The following is an 18,445-nucleotide window of genomic DNA, read 5'->3' as shown; positions in this document are numbered from 1 at the left end:
AGCGCGGCGTGCGCGAGATGAAGTTCTTCCCCGCGCAGGCGGCGGGCGGCGCCCCGTACCTCGCCGCCCTGGCCTCGCCGCTCCCCGAGGCCCGCTTCTGCCCTACGGGCGGCATCGGCCCGGCCACGGCGCCCGCCTACCTCGCCCTCCCGAACGTCGGCTGCGTGGGCGGCTCGTGGATGCTCCCCGCGGACGCCCTGGCGCGCCGCGACTGGGGGCGGGTGACGCAACTGGCCCGTGAAGCGGCGGTGTTGCGCCCCGGACCGTAGGCGATCCGTCCGGGTCCACCGTCAACTCCCGCCCGCGTCGCACCCCTTCACAGCCACCCCACCCGCGCGCAATCTGAACACATGACCCCCCTCTCCGAAAATCCGTTCACCCTCGGAGTGGCCTCCGGCGACCCCCTGCCGGACTCCGTGGTGCTGTGGACCCGCCTCGCGCCCCGCCCCCACGAGCCGGGCAACGGACTGCCCGCCGAGGGCAGCATCGACGTCCGGTGGGAGCTCGCCGAGGACGACACCTTCCGCCGCGTCGTGCAGAGCGGCACCCCCCCCGCCCCCGCCGCCGACAACCACACCGTCCACCTGGACCTGCGCGGCCTCGAACCCGACCGCGTGTACTGGTACCGGTTCCGCGCCGACCGCTGGATCAGCCCCACAGGCCGCACCCGCACCGCGCCCCGGCCCGACGCGGCGGTCGCCGCCGCCCGCTTCGGCCTCATCTCCTGCCAGCAGTTCGACGAGGGCTACTACACGGCCCTCGGCCACCTCGCCCGCGAGGACCTCGACGCGGTGTTCTTCGTCGGCGACTACATATACGAGAACGCCATCAACGCCCAGGGCGGCGCCCGCAAGCTGGCGGACCCGCTCCCGCCCTTCTACGACCACTGGACGATCACCCTGGACGACTACCGCCAGCGCTACGCCCTCTACAAGTCCGACCCCGAGCTCCAGGCCGCGCACGCCGCCCACCCCTGGTACGTCACGTGGGACGACCACGAGGTCGCCAACAACTACGCGGGCGACATCTCCCAGGACAACGACCCCGTCGACCGCTTCCGCGCCCGCCGCGCCGCCGCGTACCGCGCGTACTGGGAGAACATGCCGCTGCGAAGACCGCAGCGGCCCGACGGACCGGACATGAACCTCTACCGCCGTTTCTCGTACGGGCGGCTCGCCCAGTTCGACGTCCTGGACACCCGCCAGTACCGCTCCGACCAGGCCTACGGGGACGGCTGGCACACCCCCGGGCCCGAGTCGCGGGACCCGGCCCGCACGATCACCGGCGACGCGCAGGAGCGCTGGCTCCTCGACGGCTTCCACGCCTCCACCGCCACCTGGAACGTCGTCGCCCAGCAGGTGGCCCTCTCCCAGCACAAGGAGACCCCGGACGACGACGCCCGGGTCAGCATGGACACCTGGGACGGCTACTCCGCCTCCCGCGACCGCGTCCTGGCCGGCGTCGAGCAGGCCGGCGTCCGCAACCTGGTGGTCCTCACCGGCGACGACCACGTCCACTTCGCGTACGACATCAAGAAGGACTTCGACGACCCGGACTCGGCGACGCTCGGCGTGGAGCTCCTCGGCACCTCCGTCTCCAGCGGCTTCGACGGCGAGGAGCGGCCCTCCGACTGGGAGACGACGCTCGCCGCCAACCCGCACCTGAAGTACTACGACGCCCGGCGCGGGTACGTGGTGGTCACGCTCGACCCGCAGCAGGTGCGGGGCGACTTCCGTACGGTCACCAAGGTCACGACGCCGGGCGCGCCCATCACGACGGCCGCCACGTTCGTCTCGGAGGCGGGCCGGCCGGGGCTGCAGCAGGCGTGAGCGGCCCCGGCGGCAGTGCGTCCCGTCACATCGGCCCCCCGAATAAGATGTAAGCCCCACGTACCGGCTGCGGTCATGACACCATGGTTGAACAGACGACGACCATGGAGCGCCACGCATGACGGATCCCGGCCAGGACACGGCCGAGCAGCAGCGGGAACAGCAGAAGCAGAAGCAGAAACAGCAGAAGCAGCAGAAGCAGCAGCCCGTCCGGCCGGCCGGGCGGACCCCCCCCCCCCCCCCCCCCCCCCCCCCCCGCCACGAGCCTGATCGTCACCCTCGTCCTCGGCGGTCTGACCGCACTGCCGCCGCTCTCCATGGACATGTACCTCCCGGCCCTCCCGGAGGTCACCGGCGCGCTCCACAGCCCCGCCGCCACCGTCCAGCTCACCCTCACCGCCTGCCTCATGGGCATGGCGCTCGGCCAGCTCGTCGTCGGCCCCATGAGCGACAAGTGGGGGCGCCGCCGCCCCCTCCTCGCCGGCATGGCCGTCTACGTCCTCGCCACCGCCGCCTGCGCCCTCGCCCCCACCGCCGGGCTGCTCATCGGCTGCCGCCTCGTCCAGGGCCTCGCCGGCGCCGCCGGCATCGTCATCGCCCGGGCCGTCGTGCGCGACCTCTACGACGGCGTCGCCATGGCCCGCTTCTTCTCCACCCTCATGCTGATCTCCGGCGTGGCCCCCGTCGTCGCCCCGCTCATCGGCGGCCAGATCCTGCGCCTGACCGACTGGCGCGGCGTCTTCGTCGTCCTCACCGCCGTCGGCGTGCTGCTCACCCTCGCCGTCTGGCGCTTCCTGCACGAGACGCTGCCGCCGGAGAAGCGCCAGGCCGGCGGCCTCGGCGCGGCCCTGCGCGCGATGGGCGCCCTGCTCGCGGACCGGGTCTTCACCGGCTACATGCTCGCGGGCGGCTTCGTCTTCGCCGCGCTCTTCGCCTACATCTCGGCGTCGCCGTTCGTCGTCCAGGACATCTACGGGGCCTCCCCGCAGACCTTCAGCCTCCTCTTCGGCCTCAACTCCATCGGCCTGGTGCTGGTCGGCCAGGTCAACGGCAAGCTGCTCGTCGGCCGGGTGAGCCTCGACAAGGTCCTCGCCGCGGGCCTCGCCGTGATCACCCTGGCCGCGGTGGCCCTGCTGCTCATGGCCTCCGGGGTCTTCGGCAAGGCGGGCCTCGCGCCGGTCGCGGGCGGGCTGTTCGTCCTGATGTCCGCGATGGGCCTCGCGATGCCCAACACCAACGCCCAGGCGCTGATGCGCTCCCGCGACGCGGCGGGCTCCGCGTCCGCCCTGCTCGGCACGTCCACGTTCCTGCTGGGCGCGCTGGCCTCACCGCTGGTGGGCATCGCGGGGGAGGGGACGGCGGTGCCGATGGCAACGGTGCAGCTGGCTTGCGCGCTCGCGGCGGCGGCGTGCTTCCTGGGGCTGTGCCGCCCCTGGCAGCGGCGCGGTTAGCCGCCCCGGCGGGACGCCGTGACTGCGGGCGCCGCGGCCCGGGCCGCACCTGCTGGTCCGGCACCGCCGGTCTCGTACGTCGTGGCTGTTCGCCGCTGCGGCGGGGAGCAGAGGCCGGCGCCTCAGCAGGTTCTTCCGCCGCCGCGGCGAGTGACCACGACGGCGCGGCCCGGCGGTGCCGATGGCGGCGGTGCACGGCCCCGCGCTGCGGCCCGGGTCGGCCTGTCGGTTCGGCACCGCCGGTCACCTGCGTCGTGGCTGTTCGCCGTCGCGGCGGAAGGAACTGCTGCGGCGCCGGCCTCAATGCATCCGCCGCCGCGGCGAGTGACCACGACGGTGCAGGCCGGCGGTGCCCGGCCCGCCGGACGCCCCGGCCTCGCCGGCCGCAGGCCGCCCCGTGGGGGCCCGCATAGACTTCTTCAAATGCACGCCCCCCTTTCCCCCCGGTCCGGCGAGGAACTGCGCTCCGCGCTCGCCGGTCTCCTCGACGGTCTGCCGCCCCGCCAGGCCGCGCAGGCCGTCGAGCGGCTGATCGCCAGCTACCGGGGACTGACCCCCACCGACGCCCCGGTGCTGCGCGACCGCTCCGACGTGGCCGCGTACGCCGCCTACCGCATGCCGGCGACGTTCGAGGCCGTCCGCTCCGCCCTGGAGGCGTTCCGCGACCGGCTGCCGGACTTCGTCCCCGCCTCGCACGTCGACGTGGGCGGCGGCACGGGCGCGGCGACGTGGGCCGTGGCGTCCGCCTGGGAGAGCGACGCGGACGCGGTCCGGCGGACGACCGTCCTCGACTGGGCCGCCCCCGCCCTCGCCCTCGGCGCCGAGCTCGCCGGTACGGCCTCCGACCCGGCCCTGCGCGCCGCCCGCTGGGAGCGGGGGATCATCGGCGACGGCCTGCGCGTGCCGGACGGCACCGAGCTCGTCACCGTCTCGTACGTCCTGAAGGAGCTGACCGACGCCGGCCGGGCCGCCGTCGTGGCCGAGGCGGCCCGTGCCGCGCAGGCCGTCGTGATCGTCGAGCCGGGCACGCCGGACGGCTACCTGCGGATCATCGAGGCGCGCGACCGGCTGATCGCCGCGGGCTTCCGCGTCGTCGCGCCCTGCCCGCACAGTGCGGCGTGCCCCATAGAGCCGGGCCAGGACTGGTGCCACTTCTCGGCCCGGGTGAGCCGCTCCTCGCTGCACCGGCAGGTCAAGGGCGGCTCACTGGCGTACGAGGACGAGAAGTTCGCGTACGTGGCTGCCGTGCGGGGTTCCCTGCCGGAGGCTTCCGCGGACGCGTCCGCCGGGCCCGCCGGGCCCGCCGTGTCCGCCGTGCCCGCGCGCATCGTGCGCAAGCCGCAGATCCGCAAGGGTCAGGTCCTCCTCGACCTCTGCACGGCCGGGGACGGCCTGACCCGTCAGACGGTGACGAAGCGGCACGGCGACGCGTACCGGGCCGCTCGGGGCGCGGACTGGGGCGACGAGTGGCCTCCGGCCGGGGGGTGACGGTTTGCCCCAACGTGGCTGCCCGGCGGTGCCGAACCGCGCTAGCCCCGTAGCTCCTGCGTGCAGCACTTCACGCTGCCGCCGCCCTTGAGCAGTTCTCCGAGGTCCATGCCGATCGGCTCGTAGCCCCGTGCCCGCAGGGGTTCGAAGAGGCCGACCGCCGCCTGCGGCAGCAGCACGTGCCGGCCGTCGGAGACGGCGTTGAGGCCCAGCGCCGCCGCGTCCTCCTCGCTCGCGACCAGGGCGTCGGGGAAGAGCCGTCTCAGCACCTCCCGGCTGCCCGCCGAGAACGCGCCGGGGTAGTACATGATCTCGCTGTCGGTGGAGTCGTCGAGGACGCACAGCGCCGTGTCGAGGTGGTAGTAGCGGGGGTCGACGAGGTCGAGGCCGATGACCGGCCGGCCGAAGAACTCCTGCGCCTCGGGGTGGGAGAGCGGGCTGCTGCGGAAGCCGCGCCCGGCCAGCAGCCAGGAGGCGGTGACGGCGAAGTCGCCCTCGCCCTCGTTGATGTGCTCGGGTTCGAGCACGTCCGCGTAGCCCCGCGAGCGGAACCAGTCCGCGTGGACCGCGGCCTCCTCGGCCCGCTCGGGGTGGGCGAAGCGCGCGCCGAGCACCCGTCCGTCCACGACCGTCGCGCCGTTGGCGGCGAAGACCATGTCGGGCAGTTCGGGCCGGGGCTCCAGTTCCTCGACGGTGTGCCCGAGGGCGAGGTAGCGGTCCCTGAGGTCCTCCCACTGGGCGAGGGCGAGGGGGAGGTCGACCGGCTTGCCCGGATCCATCCAGGGGTTGATGGAGTAGGTGACCCTGAAGTGGGTCGGGGGGCACATGAGATAGCGCCGCGGAGTGGCCGCGCGTGGGGCTGTACTACGCAAGGAGTGCTCCTCACGGTGGTGTTGGGCACGTACGGATCGTCGTGCGTGGCCAAATCGTGCATGGTTCACGGGGGTTGGCGCATGAACCGTACGGGTGGTTTAGCGCTGGCCCACTCAAGCGACGCTGCTTCCGCTTCGCCCGCTCCGTCCCTTCGGTCACGCCCCCGCGCGCCCTCTTCGCACCCCCCTCGCACCCCCTTCGCATCCCTTTCGTCCTTTCGAGACGATACGTCTCGCTTCATCGTCGCTAGGATGCCGCCATGACCGACGCCCCGGCCCCCAAGACCCCCGACAAGACCACCGACAAGACCCCCGACGCCTCGCGCCGCAACGAGCGCTCCCGCCGCGCGATCCTCGACGCCGCCCTGGAGCTCGTCGGCGAGACCGGCTTCGCGAAGCTCACCATCGAGGCGATCGCCGCCCGCGCCGGCGTCGGCAAGCAGACCATCTACCGCTGGTGGCCCTCCAAGGCCGCGGTCCTCTTCGAGGCCGTCGTCCCCGAGGGCGTCGACCCCGCCGCCGTCGAGCTGCCCGACACCGGCGACATCGCCGCCGACCTGAAGACCGTGCTGCGGGCCACCGTCGACGACCTCAACGACGAGCGCCTCGACGCCCCCACCCGCGCCCTGACCGCCGAGACCGCCAACGACCCCGAGCTCGGCCGCGCCCTCACCGAGAAGGTCCTCGAACCCCAGCTCCAGGCGTACGTCCGCCGGCTGCGCGCCGCCCAGGAAGCGGGCCAGATCGACCCCGCCGCCGACCTCCGCATCGCCCTGGAACTGCTGGTCGGGCCGCTCTTCCACCGCTGGCAGACCCGCACCCTGCCGCTCACCCACGCCTACGCCGACACCGTCGTCGACCTGGCCCTGCGCGGCATGGCCCCGCGGCACCCCTAGCCGCGGCCCGGCCCGTCACTCGTCCGGGGGAGCCGGCCGGGGAGCCGCCCGGGGCGGCGCGGGGACCGGTGGCCCCGCCCGCGCGAGCGGCCGGTCTCACACCCCCTGGATACGTCCGACGGTCACACCAGGCGCAGGATGGTGGCAGCATTGACCGGAGACCGCGGTCGAAGTGAGGGGATAGATGGAACGCAAGAGCAGGTTCTCCCAGTGGCTGCGCCGCCCCAGGAGCGGAGCGGGCGGCGGTACGGGCACGGGCGCCGCGGACGGCGCCGCCCGCGAGGAACTGCTCCTGGCCGCCGCGGCCGCAGGCTTCCCGCTGGCCCCGGCCGCCCACCCGTCCGGGTACGGCTGTTCCTGTGAGCGCATCGGCTGTCCCACCCCGGGCCGCCACCCCGTCTCCTTCGCCTGGCAGACCCTCGCCACCACCGACGCCGACAAGGTCACGGCATGGCTGCGCGCCCAGCCCGAGGCCAACTTCGTCACCGCCACCGGCATCGCCCACGACGTCCTCGACGTGCCCGTGGAGGCCGGCCGGCAGGCCCTGGAGCGGCTGCAGAAGGCCGGCGTCGAGACGGGCCCCGTGGCCACCGTCGCCCCCGACCGCATGCTCTTCTTCACCGCCACCCGCGGCACCCCGGACGACGAGGACGAGTGGTGGCCCTGCGAGCTCGACTGCCATCCCGAGACGATGGACGAGCATCCGGGCCTGCGCTGGCACTGCCGCGGGAGCTATGTGCTGCTGCCCCCCTCGCGGCTGCCCGGGGACACCGGCGTCGCCTGGCTGCAGGGCCCCGAGCGGCCCCTGCCGGATCCGCTGACGCTCCTGGAGACCCTCACGGACGCCTGCGCCCAGTACGCGGGCGACCGCCCCGACCACGAGGCGGCCTGGCCCATCGGCCGCTGAGCCTCCCAGGCCTGCTGGGCCCCGGGTCCCCGGCCCCTGCCGCGGCGGGCCGCTGCTCGCCCTGCCGATTCGCTACTCGCCTGCCGGCTCGTTACTCGCCCTGCGCCGCCGTCATCGTGTCGATCCGGTTGAGGAAGACGATCTGCCCGCCGTCCGCGTCGCGCGGCGGCACCTGGACCGCCGCCTCCGACACCCGCGTGTAGGTCACCGAGCGCTTGAGGTCGCCCTTCAGCAGCGCCTTCGTCCGCGGGTCGGTGACCGCGGGCCGCAGCCCCTCGGCCATGGTGCGCTTCTCCCGGTGGTGCGCGGTGAAGAACACCAGCGCGCCGCCGCCCTTCGTGCGCAGCGCCGGCGCGGGGTAGGCGGGGGCCTGCTCGGGGGTGTCGATGAACTCCGTCCAGAAGGTGGCCGTGCGGCGCACCTTGTCGCGCTCTTCGCGCAGGCCCGTGGTGCGCGGCCCCGGCGCGAAGGACCTGCCCGCGCCGGTGCGCAGGAAGTCGGTGTAGGACGCGCTCACCTTGGCGGGGTCGGCCATCAGGCCGTGGCCCTTGCCCTTGGCCGCGGGGACGGCCTCGGCGTAACCGTCCTTGTCCGTCACGAACTCCGGCACCTTGCCCGGGTTCACGATCGACAGGTAGGCGGCCTTCCACGGCTCCTTCGCGGCGTAGCGCGTGAAGACCACGAGCCAGCGGTTGCCGTCGCGGTTGCTGCGCGTGTCGGCGAGGAAGAACTTCGGCCAGCCGGCCTGCTTCGGGACGGTGAACCGGGCGTCGTCCAGGACCAGCGGCGGGTAGTCGGGGTTGCCGCCCGGCGTCTGCGCGCTCTGCGCCGCCAGGTCGGACTTGCCTATCTCGGCCAGGGCACCGGTCTCGACCCGGGCGATGACGCCCGGGTCGAGCTTGCGGTAACCCTCGTTGTAGCCGTCGGTGAAGGCCTTGAGGGCCTTGGCGGCCTCAGCCCTGCCCGCCGACGGGACGATCTCCCGCTCGCCGTGCACCGTCATGCACCCGGTCGCCGTCAGCAGCAGTGCCGCTGCCGTCACGGCTGCCTGCGTCGTGCGCGGTCTGCGGGCCGGCCGGCGTCTCATCGGGCTTCGACTCCTTGGTGGCTGCTCGGTTCGGCGCCACCCTACCGGGGGCGAAGAACACCAGGAGGGTGGGGACCAGGTACAGCGCCCACACCGCCACCTGCAGCCACGTCGGGTCCGGCTGGAAGTTGAACACGCCCTTGAGCAGGGTTCCGTACCAGCTGTCCGCCGGGATCTGCTCGCTGACGTCGAAGGCCTTGCTGCCCAGGCCCGGCAGGACGTCCGCCTCCTGCAGGTCGTGGAAGCCGTAGGCGAGGACGCCCGCCGCGACCACGATCAGCATGCCGCCGGTCCACGTGAAGAACTTCGCCAGGTTGATCTTCAGCGCGCCGCGGTAGAACAGCCAGCCCAGCACCACGGCCGTGAGCAGCCCGAGCACCGCGCCGGCCAGCGGCCGGACGCCGTCGTCGGTGGCCTGCACGGCCGTCCAGATGAACAGCGCGGTCTCCAGGCCCTCCCGGCCCACGGCCAGGAAGGCGGTGACGACGAGCGCGGTCGTGCCCATCGCGAGCGCGGCGTCCAGCTTGCCGTGCAGCTCCTTCTTCAGGTGCCGCGCGGTGCGCCGCATCCAGAAGACCATCCACGTCACCAGGCCGACGGCGATGACCGACAGCGAGCCGCCGAGCATCTCCTGGGCCTCGAAGGTCATGGTCCGCGAGCCGTACTGGAGCAGCGCCCCGAAGCCCATGCTCAGCAGCACGGCCGCCGCGATGCCGGCCCACACCGGGCGCAGGGCGTCCCGGCGCCCGGTCTTGACCAGGTAGGCGACGAGGATGCACACGACCAGGCTGGCCTCCAGGCCCTCGCGCAGGCCGATCAGGTAGTTGCCGAACACGCGGCACCTCCGTTCAGGAAGGACAGACGGGTCACGCGAACAGGGCCTTGCCCCACCAGTCGCCCTTGTCCCGGACGCCCGGCGGTACGGCGAAGACCGCCGAACCCACGTGCTGGATGTACTCGTTGAGGGCGTCGTTGCGCGCCAGGTTCATCTGCAGCGGCACGAAGCCGTCGCGGACGTCCTTCTGGTAGGCGAGGAAGAACAGCCCGGCGTCCAGCCGGCCCAGCCCGTCGGTGCCGTCCGTGAAGGAGTAGCCGCGGCGCAGGATCGTCGCCCCGTTGTTGCTGTCGGGGTGGGCGAGGCGCACGTGCGAGTCGGGCTTCATGGCCTTCAGCAGCGGCTCGTCGTGCTCGCGCTGCTTGCCGACGGGCGCGCCCTCGGCCTTGTCGCGGCCGAAGATGTCCTCCTGCTCGGCGAGCGAGGTGCGGTCCCAGGTCTCGATGTGCATCCGGATGCGGCGCGCCACCAGGTACGAGCCGCCGGTCATCCAGTCCGGTCCGTCCTTCTCGCCGACCCAGACGTGCTTGTCCAGGCGGTCGGTGTCGGTGCCGGCGATGTTCCGGGTGCCGTCCTTGAAGCCCATCATGTTGCGCGGCGTCTGGGCGTCCGGCGTCGTCGAGGACGTCTTGCCGAAGCCGAGCTGCGACCAGCGGATCGCGACCTTGCCCATGCCGATGCGGGCCAGGTTGCGGATCGCGTGCACCGCGACCTGCGGGTCGTCGGCGCAGGCCTGGACGCACAGGTCGCCGCCGCTGCGGGCCGGGTCGAGGTTGTCGCCGGGGAAGGCCGGCAGGTCGATCAGGGCCTTGGGGCGGCGGCCCTTGAGGCCGAAGCGGTCCTTGCCGTCCTTCTCGAAAAGGCCGGGGCCGACGCCGAAGGTGAGGGTCAGCCGGGACGGCTTGAGGCCGAGGGCCTCGCCGGTGTCGTCCGGCGGCAGCTCGTCGTTGTCCTGGACGGCGCCCTCGCCCACCTCGTGGCCCGCGGTCATCCGCGCGGCGGCGGCCGTCCACTCCTGCAGCATCCTCACCAGGGCGGCGCGGTCGGTCGTCGTCACGTCGAAGGCCGCGAAGTGCAGCCGGTCCTGGACCGGGGTGGCGATGCCGGCCTGGTGCTCGCCGAAGAAGGGCACCGCGTCGCCGGCCGAGGCGGCCGGGGCGGCGTCGTGGCCGAGGCGCAGCGCGGTGGCGGTGCCGCCCGCGGCCGCGGCGCCGAGCGCGAGGCCGGCCCCGCCCCAGCCGAGGACGGCGCGGCGGGAGGGCTTGGCGGAGGAGGCGGGCGCGGCCTGCGGGGCGTTCCCAGTGGTGCCGGTGCCGGTGCCGGTGCTGCCAGTGCTGCCGGTGCTCTCAGTCTTGTGCGTCTTATCCGTCTTGTCCGTCATCGCAGGTCCCCCGTTACTTGGCGACGGCGCCGGCAAGCTTGGACAGGGGCTCCGCGAGGGCGTTCACGGCGTCGGAGAGCTTCTTGCGGTCGTCCTTGCCGACGCTGTCGTACGCCTTGAAGGTGTCACCGTCGCGGTACTCGCCGAGCAGCTTCTTCAGCGCGGCGAACTGCTTGTCCAGCTCCGTGGTGAGCGCGGCGTCGCTCTTGGCGGCGACCGGCTTCAGCAGCTCGTAGGACTTCTCGGCGCCCTCGACGTTGGCCTGGAAGTCGACCAGGTCGGTGTGGCTGTAGCGCTCCTCCTCGCCGGTGACCTTGCCGGTGGCCACCTCGTCGAGCAGCTCCTTGGCGCCGTTGGCCATGCTGGTCGGGGTGATCTCGGCGGTGCCGACGCGCTTCTGCCAGTCCTTGAGGTCCGTCATCAGCTGGTCGGCCAGCTTCTTGTCGTCCTCGTCGATCTTCTTCTCGTCCCAGAGCGACTTCTCCAGCTTGTGCCAGCCGGTCCACTTCTGGTCCTTCTCCAGGCCGTCCTCGCGGACGTCGACCTTCGGGTCGATGTCACCGAAGGACTCCGCGACCGGCTCGGTGCGCTCCCAGCCGATGCGGGAGACCGCGTAGAGCTTCTTCGCCTCGTCGACGTCTCCGCTCTTGACCGCGTCGGCGAACTTCTGCGCCGCCGGGATCGTCTCGTCGGCCTGCTCCTGGGCGTACTTGCGGTACGCGGCGACCGCCTTGTCCAGCTCCGGGTTCGCCTTCTCCGCCTTGCCGCCGCCGGTCACCGTGATCTTCTGGCGGATGCCGTCGCCCTTCATGCCGGGCTTGCAGGCGATTTCGTAGTCGCCCGACTTCTTGATCGTCGCGGTGATCTCGGCCTTGGTCTTCGGGCCTATGTTCTCCCGCTCCGTCACGATCCGGTCGCCGGCGGCGTACACGTACACCTCGGTGACCTTCGAGCCGGTGTTCTCAATGTTGATCTTTATGTGCCCGGCCGGGAACGAGGTCTTCGAAACCTCGCACTTGTCGTCGGAGGCGGTGACCTTGATCGCGTCCGTGTCCTTGCTGTCCGACTTCTCGGCGCAGCCGGACACGGTGGTCAGGGCCGCGGCCGCGGCGACGGCGGCTATGGCGGAGGAGCGGAAGGCGCGCATAGGGGCTCCAGGCGTGCTCGGAGAGGACGGATAAGGACGTACATGACGTACGCGCCATAAACGGCATGGCTGAAAAGAAGCTGGCCGAATAAGGCCGCCCTAACTTATCTGAGGCTTGCCTACCCTGTTCCCGGAAGGGTGCGTGATTCTGCTCTCACGAGGCAAAATCTCGTCCCGCGCGCCACGGGATCACCAAAGGTTCACCGGTGCGCGGGTGATCAATTACTTCCACCGGCTGCAAATAGACACGAGTGAGCAACTCCGCTTCGAGGACGCGGGCCGGCGGGCCCTCCGCCGCGACCCGGCCGCCGTGCAGCACCGCCACCCGGTCCGCGTAGGCCCCGGCGAGCCCGAGATCGTGCAGCACGACCACGACGGCCGCCCCGGCCGCCGCCCGCTCGCGGCAGACCCGCAGCACCAGCTCCTGGTGGCGCAGGTCCAGCGCGGCGGTCGGCTCGTCGAGCAGCAGGAGCGGGGTGCGCTGCGCGAGGACGCGCGCCAGCGCGACCCGCGCCCGTTCGCCGCCCGACAGCGCGGCGAACGGGCGGGAGGCGAACCCGCTCACCTCCGCGGCGGCCATCGCCTCCCGCACGGCCGCGTCGTCCTCGCCCTCGGCGGGCGTCCCGGCCCAGGGCGCGCGGCCCATGCGGACGACGTCCTCCACCGGGAACGGGAACGACAGCTCGGACGACTGCGGCAGGACGGCCCGGCGCAGGGCGAGTTCGGCCGCCGACCAGGAGGCGGCCGGCTCGCCGTCGATCCGCACCTCGCCGGACGCGGCGGGCAGGTCGTGCGCGAGCGCGGCGAGCAGCGTGGACTTTCCGGCGCCGTTGGGCCCGACGAGGGCGAGGACCTCGCCCGCGGCGACGCCCAGGTCCACGCCGTCGAGAACGGCGCGGCCACCGAGCCGCACGCGGAGGGAACGGGCCTCGGCACCGTCCGTGCCGAGGGGGGAGGGGGTGGGGAGGCGGCGGTTGCGGGTGCGGAAGAGGGCCTGGGCCGCGCGGGTGCGGCTCATGCCCAGCCTCCCTGCTTACGGCGGGTCCTGCGCAACAACCAGCTGTGCTTTCCCGGGGGGCAACCCCCGGACCCCCGGCCGGATCCCGCGCGGCTCATGCCCATCCTCCTTGCTTGCGCCGGGTCCGCCTCAGCAGCCAGAAGAAGAACGGGCTGCCGAAGAGGGCCGTCAGGACGCCCAGCGGCAGTTCCGCCGGCTGGGCCGCCGTGCGGGCCGCGAGATCCGCCGCGACGAGGACCAGCGCCCCGCCCAGCGCACTGCCCGGCACCAGGAACCGGTGCCCCGGCCCCGCGGCCATCCGCAGCAGGTGCGGCACCAGCAGCCCCACGAACGTGATCACCCCCGCCACGGCCACCGCCGCCGCCGTCAGCAGCGCGACCACCAGGACCAGCACCAGCCGCAGCCGCTCCACGTCCACCCCGAGGTGGCGCGCCGGCCGCTCGCCGAGCGCGAGGAGGTCCAGCTTCCGCCCGTACAGCGGCGCGACGGCCAAGCCCACCAGAGCGCACGGCAGAACGGCGAGCACCTTCGGCCAGGTCGCCTGCGCGAGCGAACCGAGCTGCCAGAACGTGATCTGGGTGACCTGCGCGTTGTCGGCGAGGAAGACGCCGAGGCCGACGAGCGCGCCACCGAACGCGTTCACCGCGATGCCGGTGAGGATGAGCGTCACCACTTCCGTACGGCCGCCCGAGCGCGAGAGCGCGTACACGAGGAGGACGGTCACGAGTCCCGCGGCGAACGCGCAGGCGGTGACGGTCCAGTTGCCCAGGAAGTGCAGCTCCAGCGAGATCGCGGCGACCGCCCCGACCGCCGAGCCCATCGAGATGCCGATGACGCCGGGTTCGGCGAGCGGGTTGCCGAACACGCCCTGCATCAGAGCGCCGGCGCAGCCGAGCGACGCCCCGACGAGCAGGGCCAGGGCGACGCGGGGCAGCCGTACGTTCCACAGCACGCTCTCGGGGACCCGCTCCAGTTCCGCGCCGCCGAGCCCCGCCCGGTGCAGCAGGGAGCCCAGCACGTCGCCGAGCGGGATCTCGTACGCGCCGAGCCCGGCGGAGAGCAGGCACGCCAGCAGCAGGGCCGCGGCCAGGCCGGCGGCGAGGAGGGCGGTGGTGCGCCGGCGGCGCGGCGGCCGCTCGCCGCCGGGCGGCCCGGCGGTGGGCGCGGGGGAGGCCGTGGTGCGCAGGAGGGCCACGGTCACTTCCCGCGGTGGATCTGCTCGACGAGGGAGGCGAGGACGGCGTCCGTGCGCGGGCCGAAGTTCAGCAGGACGCCGTCGTCCACGGAGGCCACGCGGCGGTCCAGGCCGGCCGGCGTCTGCCCGACGCCGGGGATCTTCACGAGGCCGTCCACGCCGCCGACGGAGTCGAGGCCCTTGCTCATGACGAGAATGACGTCCGGCGCGGCCTTGGCGAGCGCCTCGCTGGTGAGGGGCGTGAAATCCTTCTTCAGCCCGGACTCCTTGCCCGCGTCCACCCCGCCCGCGGCCTCGATGAGGGAGTCCGCGCCCGATCCGGCCCCGCCGAGGAGGTAGACGGAGGCCGTGCCGCGCAGGTAGAGGAAGGCGACGCGGGGCTTCTTGCCCCCGCCGTGCGGAACGCCTTCCTCCGCCTTCTTCAGCCGCTGCTGCGTACGGCGGTTGAGCTCCTCGCCGGCCGCGGGGACACCGAGGGCGGCGGCCACCTTGCCGATGCGGGGCGCGACGTCGGCGAGGCTCCGGGCGGGGTCGAGGACGACCAGGGGGACTCCGGCGGCGCGGATCTGCTCGACGGCCTCGGCGGGCCCGGTCGTCGTCTCCGCCAGCACGAGCGTGGGCTTGAGCGAGAGCACGCTCTCGGCCGAGACGTCGTGGGCGCGGGTGACCACGGGCAGCTTCGCCGCCTGCTCGAAGGTGGCGGTCACGTCGCGGGCGACGACCCGGTCGCCGAGGCCGAGCGTGAAGACGATCTCGGACAGCGCGCCGGTGAGCGGAACGATCCGGTCCGTGCTGCGGACGGTGACGTCATGCCCGTCGGCCGACCGTACGGTGGCGGGCAGTCGGGACGCGGGGCTGCCGGGGAGTGGCTCGATACGGTCGGTTGCCGGAGCCTTGGCGGCTGCCGCGGACCCTGCTGAGCTGCTCGAATCGCCCGAGGAGCCGCAGCCGGTGAGGGTCAGGGCGAGCAGAGCGAGCCAAGTGAGCAGTGCGGCGCGTATGCCGGTGCGACGTGGGGTAGGTATCGCGGTGCCCGCCGACTGCCGTTGAAGCACGGTTCCGTCTGCCTTTCGCTCCGGCCGGGGGTTTCCGACCTGATGGGATGTAGCTTAGGTTAGCCTTACCTAAGTCGCCAGGGTGTGCGACGTCTGCTGTCCCGCCTGGAAGGGGCTCTCCGATGCTGCCGCCGTCGCTCAGACCTGCCCGCGCCCTCCGCTTCGCCCTGTCGGCGGCGCTGCTGGCGGGGCTGGTGGGGGTGACGGGTGCGGCAGGGCTCGTGCCGGCCGGGGTCGCGCACGCGGACGGTGCGGCGCGGACGGTCTCCGGAGGCAGGCTGGACTGGGGCATCAAGTCCTCCTTCCAGAGCTACGTCACCGGCCCCATCGCCCAGGGGCGCTGGGACCTGCAGGGCGGCGCCGCCACGACCAGCGGCGGCAGGTTCCGCTTCCACTCCGCCAAGGGCAGCTACGACGCGGGCAGCGGGGCCTTCGAGGCCGGCTTCTCGGGCGGCGTGCACTTCACGGGCCACAAGAAGCCCGACGGCTCGTACGAACTCGACCTCACCATCAGCCGCCCGACCGTCCGCATCACGGGCGCGAGCGGCACGCTCTACGCCGACATGGCCAGCAGGGCCAAGGGCACGGGCGAGGTCACCCGGGCCTCGCAAGTGCCCCTGGCCGCGCTCGACCTGAAGGGCGTGAACATGCGCGGCGCGGGAACGGCCGTCACCCTGGCCAACGTCCCCGCCACGCTCACCGACCAGGGTGCGAAGGGCTTCGCCGGCTATTACGCGGCCGGCACGGCGCTGGACCCGGTCGCGCTGTCGGCGGACGTCCTGGCCGAGGCGAGCGGAGCACCGGCTTCCGGACCACCGGCTTCCGGACCACCGGCTTCCGGAGCGCCGGAGCCGGAGAAGTCCGAACAGAAGGACGCCCCCAAGGGCGAGTTCACCGGCGCGGCCGTCGACTGGGGTGTGCGCCGCACCTTCCGCGAATACGTCACCGGGTCCATCGCCCAGGGCTCCTGGAAGCTCGGCGACGGCGCCCAGGACGGCGGCGCGCTCTTCCGCTTCCCCGCCGGCAAGGGCACGTACGACGAAGCGGGGCGTACGGTGGACGCCGCGTTCGCCGGCACGGTCCGCTTCACCGGCAAACAACTCGACCTGGCCCTGAGCGCGGTCAAGGTGACGGCGAAGGACGGCAAGGGGACGCTGTCGGCGGACGTCGCGAGCGGCGGCGGCGAACCCCGCCGGTCCGTTCCGCTCATCACCTTCGACGCCTCCGGCCTGAAGGAGAAGGACGGCCTCGCCACCGTCACCGAAGCCCCGGCCGAGCTCACGGCCGAAGGCGCGGAGGCGTTCGGCGGCATGTACCGCAAGGGAGAGGCCATGGACCCCGTCTCCCTCGCCGTCCCCCTCGACGCGAAGGCGAAGCTGCCGCCGCTGCCGGACCTCGGCCGGGCGTCGGCGCCGGCCGAAGGTGACCCGACGGCGGGTCAAAAGGCGGATTCCGGCCGTAAGGTGGCCGCAAAGGGTGCAACCGAGGCCTCATCCTCCTCGTCCTTCCCGGTGCTTCCGGTAGTCGCGGGTGCGGCGGGCGTCGTCGTGGTGGCCGCGGCTGCCCTCTACGCCATGCGCCGCCGCCGGTCCGCCGGCTGAAGCCACGACCGACTCCGCGCCGGCTGCGGCGCGTGCGCTCTTCTCTTGCTCTAGCTAAGGAGACAACCGACGATGACCGTCACCTCCCGCCGGGCGCTTGCCGCGCTCGCCACGGCGACCGTGCTGGGCGCTACGGCGCTGGCCGTGCCTGCGTCCGCGGCGGATGCTCCGCCGAAGACCGACGGGCAGCCGTCGAACCTCGGATTGAAGGACGCCACTCTGGAGTGGGGTGTGAAGGAGTCCTTCCGGGACTACGTCGTCAACGGCGCGGCCGACGGCCGGATCAGAGTGGGCGGCGGCGCCAAGCAGGCCTCCGGCAACGGAGCCTTCACCTTCGGGGAGGGGACGGGCACCTACGACCAGGACAAGCACGCGGTCACCACCACCTTCAAGGGCAGCGTGCGGTTCTTCGGCCACGCCGACGACGACGGCAAGTGGGAGCTCGACCTCAAGCTGGACGACCTGAAGTTCAAGTCCGAGGGCAAGAAGGGCAGCATCACTGCCGACGTCACGACCAAGGGCGGCCAGGTTCAGCAGGACGTCGAGATCGCGGCGCTCGACCTGACGGGCGTGAAGCCGGGCGGCGCGGGCGGCTCGATCGTCTACCCGAAGATACGGGCGACGCTGACGGAGGCCGGGACGAAGGTGTTCTCATACCGGGATAAGCCGGTTTACAAGGCGGGCGCGGAGCTCGACGCGGTCACGCTCTCGGCCAAGGTGGGCGATGCGGCGCAGCCCCCGGCGACTGGTGGTCAGACCGGTGGCGGCCAGGCCGGTGGCGGGCAGTCCGGTGGTGCGACCGGTGGTCAGACCACGGGCGGTCAGACCGGTGGACAGACCACAGGCGGTCAGACGGGTGGGCAGACCACCGGAGGCCAGACCACGGGCGGTCAGACCGGCGGCAGCACCGGCGGCGGGGAGCAGAAGCCCGACGGCGTTCTGTACGACGGGTACTTCCACTGGGGCGTGAAGAAGTCCTTCCGCGAGTACATCGTCAACGGCCCGGCCGACGGCAAGGTCGAACTCTCCGGCGGCGCGGTGAAGTCCGGCGACGGCTACCGCTTCGGCAAGGACAAGGGCGAGGGCAAGTTCGACGCGGCTACCTCCACCCTGGACGCGGCCTTCAACGGGCAGGTGCGCTTCACCGGCCATGACGGTCAGCTGGACCTGACGTTCAGCAAGTTCAAGGTCCACGCGTCCGGCACCACCGGCACGCTCACCGCGGACGTCACCACCAAGGATCCGAAGGCCGGTACGGCCACCAAGACGGTTCAGCTCGCCGACCTGACGCTGCCCGTCGACGCTCTCAAGGCCAAGGACGGAGTGGTGCACCTTCAGGGCGTCACCGCGAAGATGACCGAGGACGGCGCGAAGGCGTTCGAGTACAAGGGCAAGCCGTTCCCGGGCTACAAGAAGGGCGCCGCATTCGACCCGGTGACCGTCGCCGTCGCCACCGTTGAGAACGCCAAGCTCCCGGAGCCCCCGGCCGGCACCGGTGAGGGAACCGGAACGGGCGGCACCGGCACCACCGGTAGCACCGGCACCACCGGGGCCACCGGAACCGGCGGCACCGCCGCAACCACCGGCGGTGCCGGAACCACCGGTGGCACCGGTGCCGCAACCGGTGACACCGCCGCACTCGCCCGCACCGGCGCCACCACCCCCACCGCCCCCCTCCTCGGC

At 72.9% G+C, this 18,445-nt stretch carries 15 protein-coding genes and 1 pseudogene; 8 read left to right on the top strand and 8 right to left on the bottom strand.

Translation table 11 applies throughout. The annotated features are described in order from the left end of the window. The 4 genes and pseudogenes from ACSNOH_RS23290 to ACSNOH_RS23275 all read left to right on the top strand — a co-directional run. Window positions 1–269, top strand: a pseudogene (locus tag ACSNOH_RS23290) (keto-deoxy-phosphogluconate aldolase); the annotation flags it as partial. Window positions 270–350: 81 nt separating this feature from the next. Next, entirely contained in the window at window positions 351–1,829 is a 1,479-nt protein-coding gene (locus ACSNOH_RS23285) for an alkaline phosphatase D family protein (RefSeq protein WP_436723369.1), read from the top strand. A 266-nt stretch (window positions 1,830–2,095) separates the two neighbouring features. Continuing rightward, window positions 2,096–3,280 carry a multidrug effflux MFS transporter gene (locus tag ACSNOH_RS23280; protein ID WP_436723372.1) on the top strand — a complete coding sequence of 395 codons (1,185 nt, stop codon included), beginning with the start codon at window positions 2,096–2,098 and terminating at the stop codon, window positions 3,278–3,280. 423 nt (window positions 3,281–3,703) lie between these two features. Beyond that, window positions 3,704–4,768: a small ribosomal subunit Rsm22 family protein gene (locus ACSNOH_RS23275; protein WP_436723368.1), complete on the top strand. Its 1,065-nt coding sequence runs from the start codon at window positions 3,704–3,706 to the stop codon at window positions 4,766–4,768. Window positions 4,769–4,809: 41 nt separating this feature from the next. On the opposite strand, the gene ddaH is transcribed toward ACSNOH_RS23275, so the two are convergent. Continuing rightward, on the bottom strand, window positions 4,810–5,640 hold the full coding sequence (ddaH, locus tag ACSNOH_RS23270; protein WP_436723367.1) for a dimethylargininase: 831 nt from the start codon (window positions 5,638–5,640) through the stop codon (window positions 4,810–4,812). A gap of 260 nt (window positions 5,641–5,900) precedes the next feature. Here ddaH and ACSNOH_RS23265 point away from each other — a divergent pair, with 260 nt between their 5' ends. Continuing rightward, window positions 5,901–6,536, top strand: a complete 636-nt coding sequence (locus ACSNOH_RS23265) for a TetR/AcrR family transcriptional regulator (protein WP_436723366.1) — start codon at window positions 5,901–5,903, stop codon at window positions 6,534–6,536. 184 nt (window positions 6,537–6,720) lie between these two features. Next, the gene (locus tag ACSNOH_RS23260; protein ID WP_436723365.1) at window positions 6,721–7,443 is read left to right on the top strand and encodes a bifunctional DNA primase/polymerase; all 723 of its coding nucleotides are present in this window, start codon (window positions 6,721–6,723) and stop codon (window positions 7,441–7,443) included. Window positions 7,444–7,534: 91 nt separating this feature from the next. On the opposite strand, the gene ACSNOH_RS23255 is transcribed toward ACSNOH_RS23260, so the two are convergent. The 7 genes from ACSNOH_RS23255 to ACSNOH_RS23225 form a co-directional block, all read right to left on the bottom strand. Further along, complete coding sequence (locus ACSNOH_RS23255; protein ID WP_436723371.1) at window positions 7,535–8,446, bottom strand: hypothetical protein; 912 nt, start codon at window positions 8,444–8,446, stop codon at window positions 7,535–7,537. Beyond that, window positions 8,397–9,365: an iron uptake transporter permease EfeU gene (gene efeU / locus ACSNOH_RS23250; protein ID WP_436723364.1), complete on the bottom strand. Its 969-nt coding sequence runs from the start codon at window positions 9,363–9,365 to the stop codon at window positions 8,397–8,399. Before efeU ends, ACSNOH_RS23255 begins: the two co-directional genes overlap by 50 nt. 31 nt (window positions 9,366–9,396) lie before the next feature. Next, the gene (gene efeB / locus ACSNOH_RS23245) at window positions 9,397–10,746 is read right to left on the bottom strand and encodes an iron uptake transporter deferrochelatase/peroxidase subunit (RefSeq protein ID WP_436723363.1); all 1,350 of its coding nucleotides are present in this window, start codon (window positions 10,744–10,746) and stop codon (window positions 9,397–9,399) included. A gap of 13 nt (window positions 10,747–10,759) precedes the next feature. Then, on the bottom strand, window positions 10,760–11,893 hold the full coding sequence (gene efeO / locus ACSNOH_RS23240) for an iron uptake system protein EfeO (protein ID WP_436723362.1): 1,134 nt from the start codon (window positions 11,891–11,893) through the stop codon (window positions 10,760–10,762). A gap of 154 nt (window positions 11,894–12,047) precedes the next feature. Continuing rightward, window positions 12,048–12,911 carry a heme ABC transporter ATP-binding protein gene (locus tag ACSNOH_RS23235; RefSeq protein ID WP_436723361.1) on the bottom strand — a complete coding sequence of 288 codons (864 nt, stop codon included), beginning with the start codon at window positions 12,909–12,911 and terminating at the stop codon, window positions 12,048–12,050. 94 nt (window positions 12,912–13,005) lie between these two features. Further along, on the bottom strand, window positions 13,006–14,097 hold the full coding sequence (locus ACSNOH_RS23230; RefSeq protein WP_436723370.1) for a FecCD family ABC transporter permease: 1,092 nt from the start codon (window positions 14,095–14,097) through the stop codon (window positions 13,006–13,008). Window positions 14,098–14,108: 11 nt separating this feature from the next. Next, window positions 14,109–15,161: a heme/hemin ABC transporter substrate-binding protein gene (locus ACSNOH_RS23225; RefSeq protein ID WP_436723360.1), complete on the bottom strand. Its 1,053-nt coding sequence runs from the start codon at window positions 15,159–15,161 to the stop codon at window positions 14,109–14,111. A 122-nt stretch (window positions 15,162–15,283) separates the two neighbouring features. On the opposite strand from ACSNOH_RS23225, the gene ACSNOH_RS23220 reads away from it, so the two are divergent. Further along, on the top strand, window positions 15,284–16,762 hold the full coding sequence (locus tag ACSNOH_RS23220) for an HtaA domain-containing protein (protein ID WP_436723359.1): 1,479 nt from the start codon (window positions 15,284–15,286) through the stop codon (window positions 16,760–16,762). A gap of 72 nt (window positions 16,763–16,834) precedes the next feature. Then, the coding region (locus tag ACSNOH_RS23215) for an HtaA domain-containing protein (protein ID WP_436723358.1) at window positions 16,835–18,445 on the top strand (1,611 nt) is incomplete at its 3' end.

Origin of the sequence: Streptomyces sp. URMC 127 (assembly GCF_051386535.1) — a bacterium.
Classification (GTDB): Bacteria; Actinomycetota; Actinomycetes; order Streptomycetales; family Streptomycetaceae; genus Streptomyces.
The sequence above is the reverse complement of the archived record's forward strand: the minus strand, read 5'-3'. Positions and strand labels throughout refer to the sequence as shown.

What these genes read in the sequence shown, in the direction of transcription:
- ACSNOH_RS23235 (WP_436723361.1), bottom strand. Translation starts at nt 12,911, where the DNA reads ATGAGCCGCACCCGCGCGGCCCAGGCCCTCTTCCGCACCCGCAACCGC.
- ACSNOH_RS23265 (WP_436723366.1), top strand. Translation starts at nt 5,901, where the DNA reads ATGACCGACGCCCCGGCCCCCAAGACCCCCGACAAGACCACCGACAAG.
- ACSNOH_RS23220 (WP_436723359.1), top strand. Translation starts at nt 15,284, where the DNA reads ATGCTGCCGCCGTCGCTCAGACCTGCCCGCGCCCTCCGCTTCGCCCTG.
- efeB (WP_436723363.1), bottom strand. Translation starts at nt 10,746, where the DNA reads ATGACGGACAAGACGGATAAGACGCACAAGACTGAGAGCACCGGCAGC.
- ACSNOH_RS23275 (WP_436723368.1), top strand. Translation starts at nt 3,704, where the DNA reads ATGCACGCCCCCCTTTCCCCCCGGTCCGGCGAGGAACTGCGCTCCGCG.
- ACSNOH_RS23285 (WP_436723369.1), top strand. Translation starts at nt 351, where the DNA reads ATGACCCCCCTCTCCGAAAATCCGTTCACCCTCGGAGTGGCCTCCGGC.
- ACSNOH_RS23255 (WP_436723371.1), bottom strand. Translation starts at nt 8,446, where the DNA reads ATGACGGTGCACGGCGAGCGGGAGATCGTCCCGTCGGCGGGCAGGGCT.
- efeO (WP_436723362.1), bottom strand. Translation starts at nt 11,893, where the DNA reads ATGCGCGCCTTCCGCTCCTCCGCCATAGCCGCCGTCGCCGCGGCCGCG.
- ACSNOH_RS23260 (WP_436723365.1), top strand. Translation starts at nt 6,721, where the DNA reads ATGGAACGCAAGAGCAGGTTCTCCCAGTGGCTGCGCCGCCCCAGGAGC.